This is a genomic window from Halomonas sp. GFAJ-1 (assembly GCF_000236625.2).
GTDB lineage: Bacteria > Pseudomonadota > Gammaproteobacteria > Pseudomonadales > Halomonadaceae > Vreelandella.
In genome coordinates this window covers 80,242-100,746 of the sequence record NZ_AHBC01000022.1, presented here as the reverse complement: position 1 = coordinate 100,746, position 20,505 = coordinate 80,242, and the positions used below count along the sequence as shown (strand labels likewise).

20 protein-coding genes are annotated in these 20,505 nt (G+C 51.1%); 17 read left to right on the top strand and 3 right to left on the bottom strand.

Features of this window, described 5'->3' with window-relative positions; translation table 11 throughout:
* The first annotated feature begins 59 nt into the window (after positions 1-59).
* The 9 genes from MOY_RS06005 to MOY_RS05965 all read left to right on the top strand — a co-directional run bounded on the left by MOY_RS06005 (position 60) and on the right by MOY_RS05965 (position 9,030).
* The gene (locus tag MOY_RS06005) at positions 60-527 is read left to right on the top strand and encodes a DUF2489 domain-containing protein (RefSeq protein ID WP_009097618.1); all 468 of its coding nucleotides are present in this window, start codon (positions 60-62) and stop codon (positions 525-527) included.
* Positions 528-829: 302 nt separating this feature from the next.
* A complete protein-coding gene (locus MOY_RS06000) occupies positions 830-1,699 on the top strand; it encodes an OmpA family protein (RefSeq protein ID WP_009097616.1) in 870 nt (289 codons plus the stop codon).
* Between the two features lie 219 nt (positions 1,700-1,918).
* Positions 1,919-3,841, top strand: a complete 1,923-nt coding sequence (gene thrS / locus MOY_RS05995) for a threonine--tRNA ligase (protein WP_009097615.1) — start codon at positions 1,919-1,921, stop codon at positions 3,839-3,841.
* A gap of 12 nt (positions 3,842-3,853) precedes the next feature.
* On the top strand, positions 3,854-4,393 hold the full coding sequence (gene infC, locus MOY_RS05990; protein ID WP_082429671.1) for a translation initiation factor IF-3: 540 nt from the start codon (positions 3,854-3,856) through the stop codon (positions 4,391-4,393).
* 81 nt (positions 4,394-4,474) lie between these two features.
* Complete coding sequence (gene rpmI, locus MOY_RS05985; protein WP_009097609.1) at positions 4,475-4,669, top strand: 50S ribosomal protein L35; 195 nt, start codon at positions 4,475-4,477, stop codon at positions 4,667-4,669.
* Between the two features lie 57 nt (positions 4,670-4,726).
* Positions 4,727-5,080 carry a 50S ribosomal protein L20 gene (gene rplT, locus MOY_RS05980; RefSeq protein WP_009097607.1) on the top strand — a complete coding sequence of 118 codons (354 nt, stop codon included), beginning with the start codon at positions 4,727-4,729 and terminating at the stop codon, positions 5,078-5,080.
* Between the two features lie 155 nt (positions 5,081-5,235).
* Positions 5,236-6,255, top strand: coding sequence for a phenylalanine--tRNA ligase subunit alpha (gene pheS, locus MOY_RS05975; protein WP_009097605.1), 1,020 nt, complete (start codon positions 5,236-5,238; stop codon positions 6,253-6,255).
* A 26-nt stretch (positions 6,256-6,281) separates the two neighbouring features.
* Positions 6,282-8,663, top strand: a complete 2,382-nt coding sequence (gene pheT, locus MOY_RS05970) for a phenylalanine--tRNA ligase subunit beta (RefSeq protein ID WP_009097599.1) — start codon at positions 6,282-6,284, stop codon at positions 8,661-8,663.
* 67 nt (positions 8,664-8,730) lie between these two features.
* On the top strand, positions 8,731-9,030 hold the full coding sequence (locus tag MOY_RS05965) for an integration host factor subunit alpha (protein WP_009097598.1): 300 nt from the start codon (positions 8,731-8,733) through the stop codon (positions 9,028-9,030).
* Positions 9,031-9,196: 166 nt separating this feature from the next.
* Here MOY_RS05965 and MOY_RS05960 read toward each other — a convergent pair whose 3' ends face one another.
* Positions 9,197-9,403 carry a DUF2788 domain-containing protein gene (locus MOY_RS05960; protein ID WP_009097597.1) on the bottom strand — a complete coding sequence of 69 codons (207 nt, stop codon included), beginning with the start codon at positions 9,401-9,403 and terminating at the stop codon, positions 9,197-9,199.
* A 143-nt stretch (positions 9,404-9,546) separates the two neighbouring features.
* Between MOY_RS05960 and MOY_RS05955 the strand changes: the two genes are divergently transcribed.
* From MOY_RS05955 to MOY_RS05920, 8 genes are all read left to right on the top strand, one after another.
* Complete coding sequence (locus MOY_RS05955; RefSeq protein WP_009097596.1) at positions 9,547-10,008, top strand: flavodoxin domain-containing protein; 462 nt, start codon at positions 9,547-9,549, stop codon at positions 10,006-10,008.
* A 2-nt stretch (positions 10,009-10,010) separates the two neighbouring features.
* Positions 10,011-10,382 carry a hypothetical protein gene (locus MOY_RS05950; protein ID WP_035540216.1) on the top strand — a complete coding sequence of 124 codons (372 nt, stop codon included), beginning with the start codon at positions 10,011-10,013 and terminating at the stop codon, positions 10,380-10,382.
* A 231-nt stretch (positions 10,383-10,613) separates the two neighbouring features.
* Positions 10,614-11,966 carry a trigger factor gene (tig, locus tag MOY_RS05945; RefSeq protein ID WP_009097588.1) on the top strand — a complete coding sequence of 451 codons (1,353 nt, stop codon included), beginning with the start codon at positions 10,614-10,616 and terminating at the stop codon, positions 11,964-11,966.
* Positions 11,967-12,031: 65 nt separating this feature from the next.
* Positions 12,032-12,649, top strand: a complete 618-nt coding sequence (gene clpP, locus MOY_RS05940; RefSeq protein ID WP_009097587.1) for an ATP-dependent Clp endopeptidase proteolytic subunit ClpP — start codon at positions 12,032-12,034, stop codon at positions 12,647-12,649.
* 74 nt (positions 12,650-12,723) lie between these two features.
* Complete coding sequence (gene clpX, locus MOY_RS05935) at positions 12,724-14,001, top strand: ATP-dependent Clp protease ATP-binding subunit ClpX (RefSeq protein ID WP_009097586.1); 1,278 nt, start codon at positions 12,724-12,726, stop codon at positions 13,999-14,001.
* A gap of 223 nt (positions 14,002-14,224) precedes the next feature.
* Positions 14,225-16,654: an endopeptidase La gene (gene lon / locus MOY_RS05930; protein ID WP_009097585.1), complete on the top strand. Its 2,430-nt coding sequence runs from the start codon at positions 14,225-14,227 to the stop codon at positions 16,652-16,654.
* Positions 16,655-16,847: 193 nt separating this feature from the next.
* Positions 16,848-17,120, top strand: a complete 273-nt coding sequence (locus MOY_RS05925) for an HU family DNA-binding protein (RefSeq protein ID WP_007114333.1) — start codon at positions 16,848-16,850, stop codon at positions 17,118-17,120.
* 111 nt (positions 17,121-17,231) lie between these two features.
* Complete coding sequence (locus MOY_RS05920; protein ID WP_009097584.1) at positions 17,232-19,049, top strand: SurA N-terminal domain-containing protein; 1,818 nt, start codon at positions 17,232-17,234, stop codon at positions 19,047-19,049.
* Between the two features lie 97 nt (positions 19,050-19,146).
* Here MOY_RS05920 and MOY_RS05915 read toward each other — a convergent pair whose 3' ends face one another.
* A complete protein-coding gene (locus MOY_RS05915; RefSeq protein ID WP_009097581.1) occupies positions 19,147-19,917 on the bottom strand; it encodes a UDP-2,3-diacylglucosamine diphosphatase in 771 nt (256 codons plus the stop codon).
* A gap of 15 nt (positions 19,918-19,932) precedes the next feature.
* Positions 19,933-20,433, bottom strand: a complete 501-nt coding sequence (locus MOY_RS05910; protein WP_009097579.1) for a peptidylprolyl isomerase — start codon at positions 20,431-20,433, stop codon at positions 19,933-19,935.
* Positions 20,434-20,505: the final 72 nt, after the last annotated feature.

Here is a 20,505-nt window from a genome sequence, read left to right as displayed (position 1 = left end):
ACCTTTAGGGTGTACAATTCTCGTTAAATTATTCTTGTGTGGCTAGCTGAAGGAGTGCCATGAATTCCACTACAGCTTTAGTTTTGCTCGCAGTAGGTATTGCGGTCATTGTTGCTCTCTGTGCCTATGCGCTTACCCTGCGTAAGGAGGTAAAGCGGCGAGAAGCTTATCGTGTCGATGAAGATCGTCGCGCACACCAAAATAGTCTAGAGAACCTTGACTACGTCGTTAGTGCGTTGGTTCAGGAGCAAGTAGATATAACTGAGGCCTCCTGGCGCTGTAAGGTTCTGCTTGAGATTGTTGATCCAAGCTTAACCGAAAGGCCAGAGTTTCAAGCGTTTGCCGAGGTTTATCAACGCACACAGCACTTGAAAACACACTCAGCACGTAAGCAGCTTTCCCCCCGTGAGCGGATGCAGGAAGATAAAGAGCGTTTGATTGTTGAGGATGAAATGCGCCCCGCAGTGTTAGCGGCAGCAGCAGCCGTTATCAAGTGGCGTGCCAAAGGACCAACGTCATTACACTGATGCCTCGTTGGAACCCCAAACGCACAATGACAACTATTTTTGAAACGAGTTCAGCTTTTTTGGCGCTTACAGCACCCTTTTTGCTATGCTGAAACGGTGGGTATTAGCAAGAAGTTGATATCTCGGTATTGTTGCCTTCTAGCGTTTAAACGTTAATCATAGGCAGAGTGTCCAGTATTAGAGCATTAGCTATGTATTGCTAGGGTGCTGGGCAGGCGAAAAAAGGATGCTCTCGCAATAAGAAGCATTGGATAGAATTGGTCGTGTGACCATTTCAGCATTGGATCAAGAAGGAGTCTTGCATGAAAAAATCAACAACTGGCTTGCTAGTCGGTTCTGCCCTGGTAGTTGGTTTATCAGGCTGCGCCAGCTCTGCCACCCAGACATCTGGACAGGCTAGTGCTAGCAGTGATCGTAGCTGGTATCAGCACCCGGCTGTTTGTGGTTTGGCTGGTGGTTTAATCGGCGGCAGCATTGGCTATGCCACCAGCGGTAGTTCCGATGAAGAAAGTGGTGCCGCTACAGGTGCTGCAGCTGGCGCTGCTATTGGTGGCCTGCTATGTGCTGACCGCACGCCTCAGCCTGTTGCGCCGCAGTGCCCAAGCTACGGCGAAGTGCCAGCTGGCGTTGCCGTTGATGCGCAAGGCTGCCCACTGGACTCCGACGGTGACGGCGTGCCGGATTACCGCGATCAGTGTCCAGGTACTCCGGCTGGCGTTGAAGTAGACGCGCGTGGCTGCCCGCTGGATTCTGATGGCGACGGCGTGCCGGACTACCGTGATCAGTGCCCGGATACCCCCGCAGGCGTTGAAGTTAACGCCCTGGGCTGCCCAGAAAGCCTTGTACTGCGTGATGTTAACTTCGAGTTCGACTCTGCTCAATTGACACCCAGCGCACAGCAAGTGCTTAACGGCGTTGCCGAGCGTCTGGTTAACAACCCTGACGTTCGTGTGAGCATTGAAGGTCACACTGACTCGCGCGGCTCTGCAGAGTACAACCAGAACCTGTCTCAGCGTCGTGCCGAATCAGTTGCTGCTTACCTGTCACAGCGTGGCGTAGAGACTAACCGTATGCGTGCAGTAGGCTACGGTGAAGAGCGTCCTGTTGCTTCTAATGAGACAGACGAGGGCCGCGCTCAGAACCGTCGTGTAGAGCTGGATGAGTGGAACTAAGCCACTGAGGCTAGTTCGGTTGAGCAATGATTGCTTATTGCAATGGTTTGCTTAATCAAATAAAGAAGCGGGAGGCCTTTGTGCCTCCCGTTTTATTTTACGGCTCACCGAATTCTGATAGGCTAGCGTCCTGCTATAAGAAAGGCCCGCAACTCCCGCCCATTGATAGCGAAATGTGATCCTTGGTATGGATCACCACTGCGCTCAAGGAATATTTGAATGCCCATTGTGACACTGCCTGATGGCAGCCAAAGAACGTTCGATACACCGCTTTCTATTATGCAGCTTGCTGAATCCATTGGCCCTGGTTTGGCCAAGGCCTGTGTGGCTGGCAAGATTGATGGTGTATTGGTTGATGCCGCTGATTTAATTGAGCAAGATGCTGAAGTGGCGATAATTACCGCTCGCGATCCGGAAGGTCTAGAGATCATCCGTCACTCTTGCGCGCACCTGATTGGGCATGCGGTTAAGCAAATGTACCCTGAAGCCAAAATGGCGATAGGGCCGGTCATTGAAGATGGTTTTTACTACGACATCGAGTTTGGTCAATCGGTTACTCCAGATGACCTTGAGGCCATCGAAACGCGCATGCGTTCATTAATTGAACACGAGTACGATGTAGTGCGCGAGTACGTTGATCGCGACCAAGCAATGTTGGCTTTTTTGCACCGTGAAGAGCCTTATAAGCAAGAAATTGTTCGTGATATCCCCGAGGGGGCGACCATTCGGTTGTATCATCACGAAGAGTATGTCGATATGTGTCGCGGCCCGCACGTGCCGAATACTCGTCATTTGAAAGCCTTTAAGCTGACTAAGTTGGCGGGTGCTTATTGGCGTGGTGACGCTGCTAACACTATGCTGACCCGTATTTACGGCACTGCATGGGGCGATAAAAAACAGCTGAAGGCCTACTTGCAGCGGCTTGAAGAGGCTGAAAAGCGCGATCACCGCAAGCTAGCGCGTAAGATGGACTTGTTCCATCTGCAAGAAGAAGCGCCGGGGATGGTGTTTTGGCACCCTAATGGCTGGACAATGTACCAGGCGTTAGAAGATTACATGCGCAAGATTCAGCGCGAGCATGGTTATCAAGAGATCAAGACGCCTCAAGTGGTTGATTTGTCGTTGTGGAAAAAATCTGGCCACTGGGGGCACTACAGTGAACTGATGTTCACGACAGAGTCGGAAAAGCGCGAATACGCGGTCAAGCCAATGAACTGTCCATGTCACGTTCAGGTGTTTAATCAGGGGCTAAAGAGCTACCGGGATTTACCACTGCGTTTGGCAGAGTTTGGCAGCTGTCACCGCAATGAGCCTTCAGGCTCGTTGCACGGTTTGATGCGCGTGCGTGGCTTTACTCAAGATGATGCCCATATTTTCTGCACAGAAGCGCAAATCCAAGCAGAGGCTGAAGCATTTATCGCACTAACGCTGCAGGTATACAAAACACTCGGTTTCGATGAAGTTGAGCTTAAGCTATCAACGCGTCCCGAGGATTTTCTGGGCGAAGCTGAAATGTGGGATCGTGCAGAGCAGGGGCTTGAAGCCGCGCTCAATGCGACGGGGCTCAAATGGGAGCTTCAGCCGGGTGAAGGCGCTTTTTATGGGCCTAAAATTGAATTTGCTCTACGTGATTGCCTGAATCGTGTTTGGCAATGTGGTACTCTTCAGCTAGATTTTAATTTGCCAGGACGTTTGGGAGCGCAATACGTCGATGAAGACGGTACGCGAAAAACTCCTGTAATGCTTCACCGTGCAATTTTAGGATCCTTTGAGCGTTTCTTAGGCATCCTAATTGAGCACTATGCGGGTGCGATGCCACTTTGGTTGGCGCCTCAGCAAGCAGTTTTGATGACAATTACGGACGCACAGCGTGACTATGCGCTCGAATTAGAGCATCGACTGCAAAAAAATGGCTTACGGGTCAAGGCGGACTTGAGGAACGAGAAGATCGGCTTTAAAATCCGTGAGCATACGTTACAGAAAGTTCCCTATCTCCTTGTGGTGGGAGATAAGGAAGTAGAAGCTGACTCAGTGGCCGTGCGAACTCGCAGCGGCGAGAATCTCGGCACTATGACGGTTGATGAGTTCATTGAGCGTTTTAGTGAAGAGCGAGCAGCCCTGGCGACATCGTCAATTGCCTAAGGAGACGGAGCGATCAAGCGAAGCAATCAGCGCGGGCGTCCACAAGACAAACGCCCACCAATGAACGAGCGAATTACCGAAGAAGAAGTACGTCTAATTGATGCTGAAGGTGAGCAGTTGGGTGTTGTGCCCACCACCGAAGCTCTTGAGCGTGCAGAAGCTGCTGGTTTAGACCTCGTGCAAATTTCGAATGCCGATCCTATTGTTTGTAAGATTATGGATTACGGCAAATTTGTTTTTGAGACGAAGAAGCAAAAAGCGGCTCAAAAGAAAAAGCAGAAGCAAATCCAGGTCAAGGAAGTTAAATTCCGGCCTGGCACCGACGAAGGCGATTATCAGGTCAAGCTTAAAAACCTGACGCGCTTTTTAGAAGGTGGTGACAAGGGCAAAGTCACATTGCGCTTCCGTGGTCGTGAAATGGCGCACCAGGACATTGGTCGCAAGCTAATGGAACGGATCGCGGCAGACCTGGAAGAGATCGGAGCGGTTGAGGCTTTCCCGAAAATGGAAGGCCGCCAGATGATCATGATTATTGCCCCGAAAAAGAAGTGATCCAACGGCGAAGTAAACGGGCCAGCGTGTAAACGCTGGTCGGCCCTGGGTTTTCTAAAAAATATCGAGCGGAGTTCTCTCATGCCGAAAATCAAAAGCAACAGCGGCGCTGCTAAGCGCTTTAAAAAGACCGCTAATGGCTTTAAGCACAAGCAGTCTTTCCGTAGCCACATCCTGACCAAGAAGTCGACCAAGCGTAAGCGTCAGCTGCGTGGAATGAAGCAGATTCATGCTGCTGATAAAGCGCTGATCCAGCGCATGCTGCCGAATCTGTAAGGTCGAATTATCTTATCTGAGTGCATATTGCCTCAGACTTAATGTCAGGAGTGTGTTATGACCCGTGTTAAGCGTGGCGTAGTTGCCCGTCGTCGCCATAAAAAAGTACTGAAACAGGCCAAAGGTTACTACGGTGCCCGTTCGCGTGTTTTCCGCGTAGCCAAGCAGGCTGTTATCAAAGCCGGCCAGTATGCTTACCGTGACCGCCGTAACCGTAAGCGCCAGTTCCGTGCGCTGTGGATCCAGCGTATTAATGCTGGTGCGCGCATTAACGGTATGTCTTACAGCCGTTTTGTTGGTGGCCTCAAAAAAGCCGGTATTGAAATCGACCGTAAAGTATTGGCCGATCTGGCGGTACACGAAAAAGCAGCGTTTGCTGCCATCGTGGAAAAAGCCAAGGCTGCCCAATAAGGTTTTTCGCGCTGAGTTAGATCAGTGTGAAATGCCCGAGGTCATTTCAGTGTGACCCAAACAGGGGAAGAGCAGCCGCTCTTCCCCTGTTTTTTTGTCACCTCCCTATGCCACACCATCTTTGGATGGAAACCGCTTAATTCGGAGTGAAACGGATGGATCACCTTCCTACTCTGGTATCAGAAGCTCGCGAAGCCATCCAGGCGGCGCCGAGTGTCTCTGCGTTAGATGAGTTACGAGTACGTTATTTAGGTAAAAAAGGCGATGTTACTGCCTTGTTAAAAGGCTTGGGTAAGTTATCCGCAGAAGAGCGTCCTGCCGCTGGCGAGCGTATTAACCAAGCGAAGCAAACTCTTTCCGAAGAAATTGATAAGAAGCGGCATGCGCTAGAAACCGAGGCATTGAACGCACGGTTAGCGGCAGAGCGGATTGACGTCACGCTACCGGGGCGTGGCCAGGCAGAGGGTGGGTTGCACCCTGTTACACGAACGCTTGAGCGTATCGAGAGTTTATTTACCCGTATTGGGTACGATGTGGCGGTAGGGCCTGAAATTGAGGACGACTACCATAATTTTGAAGCGCTCAATATTCCCGCTCACCACCCTGCGCGTGGAATGGCAGACACGTTCTACTTTGATGCTACTCGCTTGTTGCGTACGCATACCTCGCCGGTGCAAGTACGCACAATGAAAAGCAGTGAGCCGCCGATTAGGATCGTTTGTCCTGGGCGGGTATACCGAAGCGACTCCGACCTAACGCATACGCCCATGTTTCATCAGGTAGAGGGCCTGCTGGTTGACGAGGGCATAAGCTTTGCAGACTTGAAAGGAACGATAGAGGATTTCCTTCAAGCGTTTTTCGAGCGTGACGACCTCTCTGTACGTTTTCGTCCTTCCTACTTTCCGTTTACTGAGCCTTCGGCAGAAGTCGATATTCAGTGCGTCATGTGTAGTGGTAATGGTTGTCGCGTCTGCTCCCATAGCGGTTGGTTAGAAGTAATGGGCTGTGGAATGGTGCATCCAGAAGTATTCCGCCACTCGGGAATTGATACTGAGCGCTACACCGGTTTTGCTTTTGGAATGGGAGCGGAGCGTCTAGCCATGCTGCGCTATGGGGTGAATGACCTGCGCCTGTTTTTTGAAAATGATTTGCGCTTTTTACGTCAATTCTCCTAACGCCGCCGCCAAAGACAGGAACGAATATGAAATTTTCAGAACAGTGGCTGCGTGAATGGGTATCTCCGCAGTTGGATACGCAAGCGATTGCTGATCAAATCACCATGGCTGGCCTAGAAGTTGATGCGGTTGCGTCGGTTGCATCAGCATTCAGTGGCGTTGTTGTGGCGGAAGTGCTTACCAAAGAGAAGCACCCTGATGCTGATAAGCTTAACGTTTGTACGGTTAATGATGGTACGGGCGAGCCAGTTCAGGTGGTATGTGGGGCGCCCAATGTCGATGTAGGTCAGAAAATTCCTTTCGCCCAGGTAGGGGGTGTACTGCCAGGGGATTTTAAAATTAAAAAAGCCAAGCTGCGTGGTGTCGAGTCACGGGGCATGGTTTGCTCTGCTTCTGAATTGGGGTTGGAGGAGGAGGTCTCTCCCGGTATTTTGGTGTTGCCAGCCTCAGCGCCAATCGGGGTCAGTTTTCGAGAGTATATGCAGCTCGATGACATGACTATTGAGGTTGATCTAACACCTAACCGCGGTGACTGCCTTAGTATCAAGGGTCTTGCCCGAGAAGTTGGCGTATTGAATCGGCTACCGGTGAGCGGGCCTGCTACCCAGGCAATATCCGCTAGTATTGATGATACTTTTCCGATAGGTATTGAGGCTCCCGAGCAGTGCCCGCGCTATGCTGGTCGAGTCATTAAAGGCGTCGATGTTACCGTTGAAACGCCGCTTTGGATGGTAGAGCGCCTGCGCCGTAGTGGCGTTCGATCCATCGACCCAGTAGTAGATGTTACTAATTACGTTATGCTGGAACTTGGTCAGCCCTTGCATGCGTTTGATCGCGATAATTTGCAAGGTGGTATCACGGTGCGTTTGGCCCAAGAGGGTGAGCGGCTAACGCTGCTAGATGGTCAGGACATCGCGTTGCGCCCTGAAACGCTGGTGATAGCAGATAATAGCGGCCCCTTGGCGATGGCCGGCATTATGGGCGGTGAGAATTCAGGTGTTAGTAAATCCACTCATACTATTTTCCTAGAATCGGCGTATTTCACACCTTTAGCGATTGCGGGAAAAGCCCGCTCCTACGGTATGCATACTGATGCATCGCATCGTTTTGAGCGTGGTGTTGACCCTGAGCTTGCTGGTGTGGCCATTGAACGCGCCACGCAGCTGTTAATCGACATTTGTGGTGGGCAGGCAGGTCCTGTGACAGAGGCGGTTAGCAAGCCGCATATGCCAGCATTGCGGGCGATTTTTCTGCGAGAAAGCCGGTTGGAGAGTGCCCTTTCAAAGCATCTGGCTGCCGATGATGTGACCGATATTCTTCAGCGGCTGGGGTTAGAGGTAGATAAGCAGGCTGAAGGCTGGTCGGTGACAGCCCCCAGTTGGCGGTTTGACTTGGCTATCGAAGAGGATCTCATCGAAGAGATTGCTCGTATCCATGGCTACAATAACCTGCCTGTACGTCGGCCTGCGGCACGGTTAGCGTTGCGGCCTGCTAACGAGGCAACGCTGACCCAAAGGCAGCTGCGTAATCAGATGGTTGCGCGTGGCTTCCAAGAAGCGGTTACCTATAGCTTTGTAGCACCTGAGCTACAGGCGGCTATCTTGCCTGATGCGGTTTCTCCAGTGCTAGCCAACCCGATCTCATCTGATTTGTCAGTGATGCGCGCAAGCCTATTTCCTGGGCTAGTCCGTGCGCTAGAACACAATCTTAATCGCCAGCAGACCCGGGTGCGTTTATTTGAGACTGGTTTGGTGTTCAATGGTCATCTAGACAATCTCGCCCAAGTACCCATGATGGGGGCGTTAGTGTGTGGCTCCCGTGAGGCTGAAGGCTGGAGTTGTGCCAAGTCGTCGGTTGATTTTTACGACTTGAAAGGCGACCTGGAAAGTCTGTTGACACTTGGGGGGAATCAGCACGCGTGGCGTTTTGAGCCAGCGGTGCATCCGGCGTTACACCCAGGCCAAAGTGCGCAGCTGCTGCATAATGGCGAGCCTGCTGGCTGGATTGGCACTCTTCACCCGCAGGTTCGGGCAACGCTGGGGCTAAAAGTCGATGCGGTGCTCTTTGAAGTACGCCTTGATGCCCTTAGCGAAGGGCGTATTCCTGCTTTTGAGCCGTTATCACGTTACCCAGAAGTGCGTCGCGATTTAGCCTTTATGCTGAGCCAAGAAGTGCCGGTTCAGGCATTGCTAGACTGTGCCCAGGCTGAGGCAGGTGATTACTTGAAAGACATTAAGCTATTTGATGTCTATGCTGGTAAAGGGGTTGCTGACGGCTTCAAGAGTATTGCGTTAGGCTTGACCTGGCAGCATCCATCGCGCACGCTAAACGATGAAGAAATCAATCAGTTGGTCGATTCAATCGTGACACAAGTGCGTGTCAAATTGGACGCTGAACTGCGCGGCTAACCAGTACATGCCATGACGCGACGCTTATCACGTTCTTGGCAATGCGTTTGCTACAAGGAGGAGCCTTATGGGTGCGTTGACCAAAGCAGAGCTAGCGGAGCATTTACACACAGAGCTGGCGCTGTCTAAGCGAGAAGCAAAAGCGATGGTGGAAGCTTTTTTTGAAGAGATCCGTGCCTGTTTGCGCGAGAACGAGCAGGTCAAACTATCGGGGTTTGGTAACTTCGACTTGCGCGATAAGCGTGAGCGCCCTGGGCGTAATCCTAAAACAGGCGAGGAAATACCTATCTCTGCTCGTCGCGTCGTAACGTTTCGCCCTGGCCAAAAGCTGAAGCAGCAAGTGGAGCATTTTACCAGCTCACAATAGCCCTTAGCGCTTTATCCGTCTGTAGGTGAACGCAAGGCCGGTGAATGTAGCCAACAAAAAAGGAGTGCCTATGGCGCTCCTTTTTTAATGCGTATGTGTTTTTTGATGCCTGTGTGTTTTTGAGTAACTTAGCCCAGCAAAATCTAGGAGGACGTTGCTAAAGGCTTTATACGCCTCGCCCCTCTATCAGCCAAGTTATCACTACCTTGAGAATATAGCCCAGCATGCCAGCGCCGAGCACCACAAACAGCATAATGGTGCCAAATTTCCCCGCATTCGATTTTTTCGCAAGATCCCAAATAATAAAGCACATGAAAATAATTAGACCGCCAACCATGATCGGCGTTATCCAAGTCTCAAAGGTTTGCTGCATGAGAACTCCTAGTTGTGGTCGCAAGAGGGCTGAAGGAGAGGCGTGCGTCAATTTTGCCAATCGTGTTAATATTTGAGCAAATTCATCAGGTATTTGTCGACTGAACAAAGCGCAGTGCGACACTTTTACAGGGGAGTGCGACGATGCCCAAGCTAAACATCTTAGTTGGAACCATGTATGGCGGCGCGTTAGATGTTGCTGAGCAAGTTAAGCCACTTTTTGAGCAGGCAGGCTACAGCGTCGATATTATTGAACAGCCCACCTTAAATGATGTGACCGGTAGTGATGGGGTTTCCCTGTTTTGTGTCTCCACGACAGGAAGTGGTGATTTTCCAGGTAACTTTGTGCCTTTTGTTCGCTCTTTGCGCGACCAAAGTCCTTCGCTAACGGCCTTGCGCTACGGCCTGATTGCGTTGGGCGATAGCTCCTACGGAGAAACGTTCTGTGGTGCAGGTAGGGCCCTTGATGCGTTGTTGGAAGACCATGGTGCGATGCGCCTAGGCGAACGGCTTGAGGTGGATGCAATGGAGACTTTTATGGCAGATGATGCCGCGCTGCCCTGGGTAGAAGAGTGGATTGATGCTCAGCAGCTGAAGGTTGGCTAGCGATGCAGAGGATCCCTTACTCTCCCGAACGGGTTAGCGTCGCTATTGGACTGTGTCTTGTCATGCTGTCCGCTTTGCCGCGCTATGCGGCAGGAGGGCATGAGTCGCGCCAGACACTGCTTTTGATAGCCTTAGTCTTCGTCGCTAGTGCTGCCGTGTTACAGTGGCGGATGCTATCTGTGACTGCGCGCCAAGGCTTGCCGAAGCTCATTATGCGGTTGGCCGTAATGATGGTATTCGGAGCACTAGCCATGGGAAGCTGGCATGCGCTATTTACTGACTGGATCAGTTGGCAGGTCTTTATTTCTCATGCTGCCACCGCTGGCTTGCTGCTACATGCCGTTAGTTTGTGGTGGTTCAGGCGTGAAGAGTGAAAAATGAGATGAGTGGTTAGTTAAAAATAGCCACATTCGAACGAATAGAGCAGTGTTTCCGCTCAAAGTGACGTTTTAAGCACGGTATTTAAGGGTTGTTCCCTTGTAATTGATGGTTCTGACCCCATCTTGCGAGCATGGCGCTTGCCACCATGCGCTAGGGTTCTTAAAATCGCCCCTTGAACTTATTATACGCAATCAACACAACGCCCAGCCGCTAGAGGACAATTCATGCAAGTTTCCGTCGAGACGACCTCCCAGATCGAACGCCGTATCACAATTCAGGTGCCGGCTGCCGAAATCGACGAGGCCGTCAGCGCTCGCTTGAAAGACACTGCGAAAAACGTTCGCTTGAATGGTTTTCGCCAAGGCCGGGTGCCGATGGCTGTAGTTCGTCAGCGCTACGGCGATAGTGTACGTAATGAAGTGGTTGGCGAGGTAATGCGTGAGCGTTATGTGCGCGCCATCACTGAAGAGGGTCTTAACCCTGCAGGCTTCCCGCAGATTGAGCCTAAAGTTAATCAAGCGGGTAAAGACCTTGAATTTGTTGCACTGATGGAAGTTTACCCTCAGGTTGAATTGGCTTCGATTGAAGGTGTTGAAGTTGAGCGTCCTGTGGTAACCGTCAGCGATGCAGATGTCGATGAAATGATTGACACGCTGCGTAAGCAAAACGCTGGGTGGGAAGAAGTGGATGCCGCCGCCGCTGATGGTGACCAAGTGACCATCGACTTTCAGGGTTTCCTGGGCGATGAGCCATTTGAAGGCGGAAGCGCTGAAGGTCATGCCCTTGTTATCGGTTCTAACAGCTTTATACCCGGCTTTGAAGAGCAGTTGATTGGCGCTAAAGCAGGTGAAGAAAAAACCATCAGCGTTACCTTCCCTGACGACTACCAGGCTGAGCATCTTGCCGGTAAAGAAGCGACGTTCAAAGTCACCGTCCACAAGGTGAGCACCCAGAAGCTACCTGAGGTTGACGCTGAATTTATCGAGCGTTTCGGTGTGGAAGGCGGTGACGAGTCCCAATTCCGTGCTGAAATTAAGAAAAATATGACCCGTGAAGCGGCTCAGGCGGTTGATAACCGTGTCAAGCAGCAGGTGTTGGATGCGCTGAAAAACGCTAATGAAATCCCCGTGCCTAGCGCCTTGGTTCAGCAAGAGACGGATGGTATGAAGCGTCAGGCTGCCCAGCAGTTTGGTTTAGGCGAAGATTTCGACGTTAGTCAGTTGCCCAACGAATTGTTTGCAGAGCAAGCCAAAGGTCGTGTTCAAGTAGGCCTGTTGCTGGCGGAAGTTATCAAGGCTAACGAGCTAGATGCTGATGATGATGCCATCAAAGCTAAGGTCGAAGAGTTGGCTGAACAGTACCAAGATCCATCAGAGGTTGTTAGTTACTATATGGGTAACGAACAGCTAAAAACCCAGGTGAAGTCTGCCATTCTTGAAGAGAAGGCGGTAGAGAAGCTGCTGGAGCAAACCAATGTCAAAGACGTTGAGATGTCTTATCAGCAAGCGCTAGCGGCTGCTCAACAGCAGGCTGAACAAGATGAGAACGCTGAAGAGGGCGAGCAGGCAAGCGCCTGATCTCATTGAGTAGCGCACCTTTAACGGGTGCGCTTTTCCCTTACCGGACGCAAGGAATCACCCGAATGAGTGAATTTGATATTCAAAACGCCGGCGGTTTAGTGCCCATGGTGGTTGAGCAGAGCGCCAAAGGGGAAAGAGCCTACGATATTTATTCACGTCTGCTAAAAGAGCGTGTCATCTTCCTGGTAGGCCCGGTAGAAGATTACATGGCGAATTTGGTCGTCGCGCAGCTGCTATTTCTTGAGTCGGAAAATCCTGATAAAGATATTCATCTCTATATCAACTCGCCAGGCGGCTCTGTGACAGCGGGTATGTCAATTTACGACACCATGCAGTTTATCAAGCCTGACGTTTCTACCGTATGTATCGGTCAAGCGGCCAGCATGGGCGCGCTGCTGCTGACAGCCGGTGCGGCTGGCAAGCGCTACTGCTTGCCCAACTCTCGGGTAATGATCCATCAGCCGCTAGGTGGTTATCAGGGGCAAGCGTCGGATATTGAAATCCACACCCGTGAGATATTGGGTATCCGCGAGAAGTTAAACCAGATTTTGGCGCATCACACAGGCCAAGATATCGAGACAGTTGCCAGTGATACTGATCGCGACAACTTTATGAGCGCTCATAAAGCCAAAGAATATGGCTTGATTGACGCAGTGCTGGATAAGCGCCCTACATCCTGATAGCGTGATAGGATTCTGCTTTTCTAACGAGCTTTTCCGGCGGCGTAAGCCGCCGCAGTGATAGAGGTACGCGAATGGCCGACGGCAAAGGCAAGGACGAAGGTGGTAAGCTGCTTTACTGTTCGTTTTGCGGTAAAAATCAAAACGAAGTACGTAAACTAATTGCAGGCCCGTCCGTATATATCTGCGATGAGTGTGTCGACTTATGTAATGACATCATTCGCGAGGAAGTTCTCGAAGCCGATGCCGAGAGCGATGAGGAGCGTTTACCTACGCCCCGCGAAATACGTCACACATTAGACGACTACGTCATCGGGCAAGATCGCGCCAAAATGGTGCTTTCTGTAGCGGTTTATAACCACTACAAGCGCTTAAAAGCAGACGTACGTGATGGCGATGTGGAGCTAGGTAAATCTAATATTCTGCTCATTGGTCCTACCGGTAGTGGTAAAACGCTGCTAGCAGAAACCATGGCGCGGCTATTAAATGTGCCTTTCACCATTGCTGATGCAACAACATTAACGGAAGCAGGCTACGTGGGTGAGGATGTCGAAAACATCATCCAGAAGTTGCTCCAGAAGTGTGATTACGACGTCGAAAAAGCTGAGCGCGGAATTGTCTACATCGATGAGATAGATAAAATTTCACGCAAATCTGATAACCCATCCATTACACGGGACGTATCAGGTGAAGGTGTACAGCAGGCGCTGCTTAAGCTAATTGAAGGTACGACCGCCTCTGTGCCGCCGCAAGGTGGCCGTAAGCACCCGCAGCAAGAGTTTGTTCAGGTAAACACGGGTAATATTCTGTTTATCGTAGGTGGTGCGTTTGCTGGTTTGGATAAGGTTATTCGTGATCGCGCTGAGAAAGGCGGCATTGGCTTTAACGCCAGCGTGAAGAGTAAAGAGTCCTCGCGTGGTGTTGGCGAGCTGCTTGCGGATGTTGAGCCAGAAGATTTAGTGAAATTTGGGTTAATACCCGAATTCGTAGGTCGACTTCCGGTAATAGCAACGCTCACCGAGCTAACCGAAGATGCACTGGTACAGATTCTGACCGAGCCCAAGAACTCGCTTGTGAAGCAGTATGCCAAGCTCTTCGAAATGGAAGATGTCACACTTGAATTTAGGGATGATGCACTGCGCTCAGTAGCGGCTAAGGCAATGGAGCGTAAAACCGGTGCCCGTGGTCTGCGTTCTATTCTTGAGTCTGTCCTGCTTGACACTATGTATGAGATTCCTTCGCTGGAAGGTGTCAGCAAAGTGGTTATTGACGAGTCTGTAATTGCAGGAGAAAGCGAGCCACTGTTGCTCTACTCCCAAGAGGAAGCTCGCGTTGATGGCACTGATGGCTAGCCAGTTGGCTTGCACTGCGGCCTAGCATATGTCGCTTGTGTTGAACCAGGGGGTCGCCTAGGCGACCCCCTGCTATTAGGCATAGTACATTTTTGTGACATGCTTTTAGTATAGTGCTTTTACATAGTGTTCTTGTACAATGTTTGTGCAAGTGCTTTTCATGCTGTGAGGTGCTTGTTCAAGTACCCTTAAAGTACACATCCGATTTTGAGGAACGTCTGCGATGCAGCAGAACGCCGAACAGACACAATGTCTACCCCTGTTGCCACTGCGGGATGTCGTTGTTTACCCGCAAATGGTCATCCCTCTTTTTGTTGGCCGTGAAAAATCTATCCAAGCCTTGGAAGCGGCGATGGAGGCCGACAAGCGTGTACTGCTGGTGGCTCAGCGCGAGGCTTCTCAGGATGATCCGGACAACGCAGACCTTTACGCCATGGGGACTGTGGCGGATATTATGCAGTTGCTTAAATTGCCAGACGGCACCGTAAAGGTGCTTATTGAGGGTAGTTTTCGAGCTGATGTTGTCACTATTGAAGAAAATGAAGCAGGTTATACTCAGGCCCATTTAGTGGCGCGTGAAAGTGAACCGCTTACCAGTCGCGAGCAAGAAGCGCTGGTGCGCGTGCTGCTAAATCAATTTGAGCAGTACGTAAAACTATCCAAAAAAGTCCCCAACGAAGTTCTTAACTCCCTTTCGGGGATTGAAGACCCGAGCCGTTTGGTGGATACCATCTGCGCTCATTTGTCGCTGAAAATTGGTGACAAACAAGAGCTACTAGAGATGGATCGTGTGCGGGATCGCATCGAACATCTGATGGCGCTAATTGAGTCTGAAATCGATTTGCTTCAAGTCGAGAAGCGCATTCGTTCTCGCGTCAAAGAGCAGATGGAAAAGACCCAGCGTGAGTACTACCTGAATGAACAGATGAAAGCCATCCAGAAAGAGATGGGTGAGCTGGATAATGTTCCTAATGAGACGGAAAAGTACGAGCAGGCCATCCAGACTTCAGGTATGCCCAAAGAGGCGGCTGAAAAAGCGACTCAAGAGCTTAATAAGCTTAAGATGATGGCAACTAACTCCGCCGAAGCTACTGTCGTGCGGTCTTATCTCGACTGGCTAATTGCTGTTCCCTGGAAAAAGCGCACGCGGGTAAAGCATGACTTGGTAAAAGCTCAGCAAGTGCTTGATGAGGATCACTACGGCCTGGAAGAGGTCAAGGCGCGTATACTGGAGTATTTGGCGGTACAGAAGCGCGTACGCAAGATGAAAGGCCCTGTGCTGTGTTTAGTGGGGCCGCCTGGTGTGGGTAAGACTTCTCTGGGGCAGTCCATTGCGCGAGCGACCAATCGTAAATATGTGCGCTTGGCGTTAGGGGGGGTGCGCGATGAATCAGAGATTCGTGGCCACCGGCGTACTTATATCGGGTCGCTACCCGGTAAATTGATGCAGCGAATGAGTCGTGCAGGTGTGAAGAACCCGCTATTCTTACTTGATGAAGTGGATAAACTGGGTATGGATCATCGTGGTGACCCCGCGTCAGCGCTTTTGGAAGTTCTCGACCCTGAACAAAATAATAGCTTTAGTGATCATTACTTAGAGCTTGATTACGATCTCTCCGAAACGTTGTTTATCTGTACGGCCAACTCGATGAATATCCCCGGTCCGCTGCTTGACCGTATGGAGATTATTCGTCTGCCGGGTTACACCGAAGATGAGAAGCTTGCCATCGCCAAACGCTACTTGTTGCCCAAGCAACTGGAAGCTAATGGTCTCAAAGATGCCGAGCTGGCACTGCAGGATGACGCGTTATTAGAACTAGTGCGTTACTACACGCGTGAAGCGGGTGTGCGTGAATTAGAGCGCCAAATCGCAAAAGTATGTCGAAAGGTGCTGCGCGAACGTCTAGAGGCGGAGCGGGTCTCTCAAGAGCAGAAAGGTAGCAAATTACAAGCGGGCCAAGAGCTGTCCGCTGAAGAGATCGAAGCCTATGCGGGCGTACGCCGCTATAGCTACGGACTAGCAGAGAAAGCGAACCAAGTGGGGCGTGTAACTGGGCTTGCCTGGACCTCCGTGGGGGGTGAGCTGCTCAATATTGAGTCTGTAGTGACGCCTGGTAAAGGCCGCATTAATAAAACGGGTTCGCTTGGCGACGTGATGAAAGAGTCGGTCAGCGCTGCTCAAACGGTGGTCAAGGCGCGTGCGCATGAGTACGGGATCGACCCCCAGCGGTTTGAGACCGAAGATCTTCATATACACGTTCCGGAAGGTGCGACACCGAAGGACGGACCAAGTGCTGGTATTGCCATGGTGACAGCGATTGTCTCGGCCTATACTCAGCGTGCGGTGCGCTGTGATGTTGCCATGACAGGTGAGGTTAACCTGCGTGGAGAAGTATTGCCTATCGGCGGGTTAAAGGAGAAATTGCTGGCAGCTCGTCGCGGTGGTATAAAGACCGTCTTAATTCCTGAGGAAAATCGTCGAGATCTCAAGGAAGTACCGGAAAATATCAAAGGTGCACTTGATATTCGTCCCGTACAATGGATAGATGAGGTGTTAGCGGTAGCGCTTGTGAACAATCAAGTCGATGAAGGTGCCTCGTTAAAAGGTACTGATAAGTCTTTTAGTTCGAATGCCGTAGTCAGCACGCATTAAGCATTAGGGCTCTTTGGAGCTTTAATATTACGTAATAAGTTTGCCCATTGCCGTGTGCAAAGGGCATTCTGCGGCTCGGTCGCTTGACAGGTGTTTCAAGGCATTGCTATAAAACGCAGCTATGCTTTGAGGTTGTAGTACCCGGTGATCGCGCCGTTCAGAGCCATTTTTTGAAACAGTTAAGGGGTGAAGTGTGAATAAGTCCGAGCTGATTGAAGCTATTGCCGCGTCTGCTGATATTCCTAAAGCAGCGGCAACCCGCGCATTGGATGCCATGGTGGAGTCTGTCACCGATAGCCTCAAAAAAGGCGAGAGTGTTTCACTGGTAGGCTTTGGTACTTTCGCGATTAAAGAGCGCGCTGCACGTACAGGCCGGAACCCACAAACGGGTCAGCCAATTCAAATCAGCGCTGCTAAGGTTCCCAGCTTTAAAGCCGGAAAAGCGCTGAAAGACGCCGTCAACTAATTGGCGCGTTTGTTGTAATCTAATGGGCGCATCGCATCCGCGATGCGCCCATGTTATTTTCTAGCCCGTTATTTGGGGCGATGGTTTTTGCTGTAATAATCTGAGGCTAGCATGCTGCAAAGTATTCGAGATGGCTCCAGAAGCTGGGGTGCCAAAATAATCATCGGTGTTATGGTGGCTGCCATGGCACTGTTCGGTATTGAGTCGCTGTTCAGCGTATTCGGCAGTGATCCTAATGAAGTAGCAAGCGTCAATGGCGAGCCGATCATGCGTCAGCAGGTTGAGCTTGAGGTTCAGCGCGCATTACGCTCTGGTCAAGTGCCGCCGGAACAAGAGCGTGCTTTGCGTAATGAAATGCTTGATCAGCTGATTACTCAAAAGCTGTTGACCCAGTATGCAGAGGATGGCGGGTTCTATGTGTCGGATGCCCAGTTAGACCAGATGATTATTGGTCTACCTGAATTCCATGATCAGGATGGCCGCTTCTCATCTGAAGTTTTTCGTAACCGTTTGGCCGGAGCGGGCTATACACCGCTCTCATTCCGAGAAGAGCTCCGGGTAGATATTAAGCGCCAGCACCTTCAGCAAGGTTTAGCATTTAGTGACTTTAGCTTAGCCAGTGAGCAGGAGCGTTTGGCAGAACTGCAGCGCCAGCAGCGTAGCTTCCGTTATTCAATGCTAAGTGCCAATGATGTTGAGCTAGACATCCAAGTTACTGAAGAGCAGATGCAGGCGTATTACGATGCCAATCAGTCACGCTTTGAGCGTCCCGAACAGGTGCGTGTTGAGTATGTGATGATTGATCGTCAGGAAATGGCTGCGGGACGTGATGTCGATGAAGATGCCTTGCGGGCGGCATGGCGCGAACAGAATCGAAACGCTGATCGCCAAGTGTCCCATATTATGGTGACGTTTGGCGGAGATCGCAGCCGTGAAGAAGCCCAGGAACGCGCGGAGGAAGCGTTGCAGGCTTTGGAAGAGGGAGATACCTTCGCTGAAACGGCTTTACGCTACTCCGATGATACTGCCAGTGCAGAAGAGGGTGGCGACTTAGGCGTGATTAGTCGTGGTTTCTTTGGTGATGCCTTTGACGAGGCTGCTTTTGCGCTGAGCGAAGGTGAAACGTCTCAACTGGTAGAAATGGACGGCGCTTTCCATATTTTGCAGGTGACGGGCATAGCAGCGCCAACGTTTGAAGAACAGCGCGATGCGCTTCAGCAGGAAGTAGCGCTGCGTGAAGTGAACGATGACTTTAATCGCCAGGTTCAGCGCTTAATTGACGAAAGTTTTGCGGCTGATGATCTGGAAAGCGTAGCAGATGACCTTGGTTTGATGCTCAATCAGACAGACTGGCTAGCCCGCGGTGAAGGCGAGGGTGCGTTATCCGAACCGGGAGTGCTGGATGAAGCATTCAGTGCTGACGTGCTTGAAGAGGGTTATAACAGCGAAGTGATCGAACTTGACGACGATCGTCGTCTGGTACTTCGCGTCGCCGAGCATCGTGAACCTACCCGTCTAGATTTGGATGATGTGCGCGACGAAGTCGAAAGTGCTGTCGCTGCACAGCAGCGTCAAGAAGCGCTTCAGGACGAGGCTGCGCGTATTATTTCAGCGCTAGAGTCAGGTAGCGAGGTAGATGTTTCATGGCTTGAGGCTGCTAATGTATCGCGGCAGTCTGATACTACATTGCCACAAGCGCTGGTGCAGGAGGTGTTTCGCATGCCTCGTCCTCAAGAAGGGCAAAGTATCTTTCGTGCGATAGCGTTACCGCAAGGTGTGGCGGTGGTCGCATTGGACAGCGTGTCTACCGGAGAGGTGGATGAGCAGATAACCTCTTTTGTGGCGCAAATGGCCGAACAGCTTCGCTCGCAATCAGTCATCCAGGGGTTGATTGATGACCTTCGCAGTAATGCTGATATTGAGCGATAAATATTCAATAGCACCAAAACTAAATAGCTTTAAAACTGAAAAAGCCGATCATGTGATCGGCTTTTTTACTGCATTTTTTTACTGCTACTAACGATAGCTATGGCGGGGAGTGCAGTGCGAACTGGCGAAGCACGGGCATGGCATGGTGTTCAGGTGTTTGCTCAATGATTACATCCCAACCGTGCTGGTTATCCCAGTCACCGAGAACAAACCGTTTAGCCGGCACGTCCTCCACCGTTATGTCATGCACTTTCGGGCGGTGTGTATGGCCGTGAATCATGGTCGATACGCCAAAACGTGCCATCAGCCGCACTACTTCATCATGGGTAACATCCATGATCTCTTCAGCCTTGTTAGCGTTAGCATCCCCCGACTGCATGCGTAAGCTTTTAGCGAGCTCAGAGCGCTGTTCCAGGGGAAGCGCTAATATTTGCGCTTGCCACTGTGGGTCTCGAGATTGTTGGCGAAACTCCATATAGGCCTCATCTCTCGTGCATAAGCTATCGCCATGGAGAATGAGCACGGGTACGCCTTGAAGCTCAACTGCCTGGGCTTCGGGCAGTAAGTTCCCCTGGCAGGCATTAATAAAGCGCTCCCCGATTAAAAAGTCACGGTTGCCATGCAGGAAGTTGACGGCCGTTCCATTGCTGCTAAGCGCTCGTAACCGCTGGATTACGTCATGGGCGATTACGCTCAGGGGGTGCGGCGTGTCGAGCAGGTCATCGCCGATCCAAGCATCAAATAGGTCGCCCAAAATATATAGGGCGTCTGCCCCCGTGGCAGTTTGTTCTAAATAGCGATAAAACCCTTGGTTAATCTCAGGTGTCTCGCTACTCAGGTGCATGTCGGCTACCAACAAAGTACGCATAAGACTCCCGGCGTTTTATTCTGCTTCTTTCACGTACGCACGCTCAATGATCACATCTTCAGCGGGTACGTCCGCATGCATGCCACGGCGGGTAGTGTTAACGCCTTTGATAGCGTTGACTACGTCCATTCCGTCGACCACTTCACCAAATACAGCGTAACCCCAGCCTTGAAGGCTCTTGCCGCTATGGTTTAGGAAGCTATTGTTGCCCACATTAATAAAAAACTGTGCAGTGGCAGAGTGTGGGTCTTGGGTGCGCGCCATAGCGAGCGTGCCTTCGGTATTTTGCAGGCCGTTATCGGCTTCGTTTTCAATAGGATCGCGGGTCGGCTTTTGATTAAACTCTTGGTCGAAACCGCCGCCCTGCACCATGAAACCATCGATGACGCGATGAAAGAGCGTGCCGTCGTAAAATCCTTCGCGCACATATTGCTCAAAGTTAGCAGCGCTAACGGGCGCTTTTTCATGATTAAGCGCAATAGTGATGTCACCGTGGTTGGTCTGTAATACGATCATAGATAAATTCCTGTTCAATAAAGGCGTTCGCCTTGGCGCTGTGCATCGGCGTCACGTTATAATAGCGGTTTT

Excerpts from the sequence above, each read along its gene's own strand:
- rplT (WP_009097607.1), top strand. The coding sequence starts at position 4,727 with ATGACCCGTGTTAAGCGTGGCGTAGTTGCCCGTCGTCGCCATAAAAAA.
- MOY_RS05915 (WP_009097581.1), bottom strand. The coding sequence starts at position 19,917 with ATGCGTACTTTGTTGGTAGCCGACATGCACCTGAGTAGCGAGACACCT.
- MOY_RS05955 (WP_009097596.1), top strand. The coding sequence starts at position 9,547 with ATGCCCAAGCTAAACATCTTAGTTGGAACCATGTATGGCGGCGCGTTA.
- clpP (WP_009097587.1), top strand. The coding sequence starts at position 12,032 with ATGAGTGAATTTGATATTCAAAACGCCGGCGGTTTAGTGCCCATGGTG.
- MOY_RS05910 (WP_009097579.1), bottom strand. The coding sequence starts at position 20,433 with ATGATCGTATTACAGACCAACCACGGTGACATCACTATTGCGCTTAAT.
- tig (WP_009097588.1), top strand. The coding sequence starts at position 10,614 with ATGCAAGTTTCCGTCGAGACGACCTCCCAGATCGAACGCCGTATCACA.
- MOY_RS05965 (WP_009097598.1), top strand. The coding sequence starts at position 8,731 with ATGGGTGCGTTGACCAAAGCAGAGCTAGCGGAGCATTTACACACAGAG.
- MOY_RS05960 (WP_009097597.1), bottom strand. The coding sequence starts at position 9,403 with ATGCAGCAAACCTTTGAGACTTGGATAACGCCGATCATGGTTGGCGGT.
- MOY_RS06005 (WP_009097618.1), top strand. The coding sequence starts at position 60 with ATGAATTCCACTACAGCTTTAGTTTTGCTCGCAGTAGGTATTGCGGTC.
- pheT (WP_009097599.1), top strand. The coding sequence starts at position 6,282 with ATGAAATTTTCAGAACAGTGGCTGCGTGAATGGGTATCTCCGCAGTTG.
- MOY_RS06000 (WP_009097616.1), top strand. The coding sequence starts at position 830 with ATGAAAAAATCAACAACTGGCTTGCTAGTCGGTTCTGCCCTGGTAGTT.
- lon (WP_009097585.1), top strand. The coding sequence starts at position 14,225 with ATGCAGCAGAACGCCGAACAGACACAATGTCTACCCCTGTTGCCACTG.
- MOY_RS05920 (WP_009097584.1), top strand. The coding sequence starts at position 17,232 with ATGCTGCAAAGTATTCGAGATGGCTCCAGAAGCTGGGGTGCCAAAATA.
- MOY_RS05950 (WP_035540216.1), top strand. The coding sequence starts at position 10,011 with ATGCAGAGGATCCCTTACTCTCCCGAACGGGTTAGCGTCGCTATTGGA.
- thrS (WP_009097615.1), top strand. The coding sequence starts at position 1,919 with ATGCCCATTGTGACACTGCCTGATGGCAGCCAAAGAACGTTCGATACA.
- pheS (WP_009097605.1), top strand. The coding sequence starts at position 5,236 with ATGGATCACCTTCCTACTCTGGTATCAGAAGCTCGCGAAGCCATCCAG.
- rpmI (WP_009097609.1), top strand. The coding sequence starts at position 4,475 with ATGCCGAAAATCAAAAGCAACAGCGGCGCTGCTAAGCGCTTTAAAAAG.
- clpX (WP_009097586.1), top strand. The coding sequence starts at position 12,724 with ATGGCCGACGGCAAAGGCAAGGACGAAGGTGGTAAGCTGCTTTACTGT.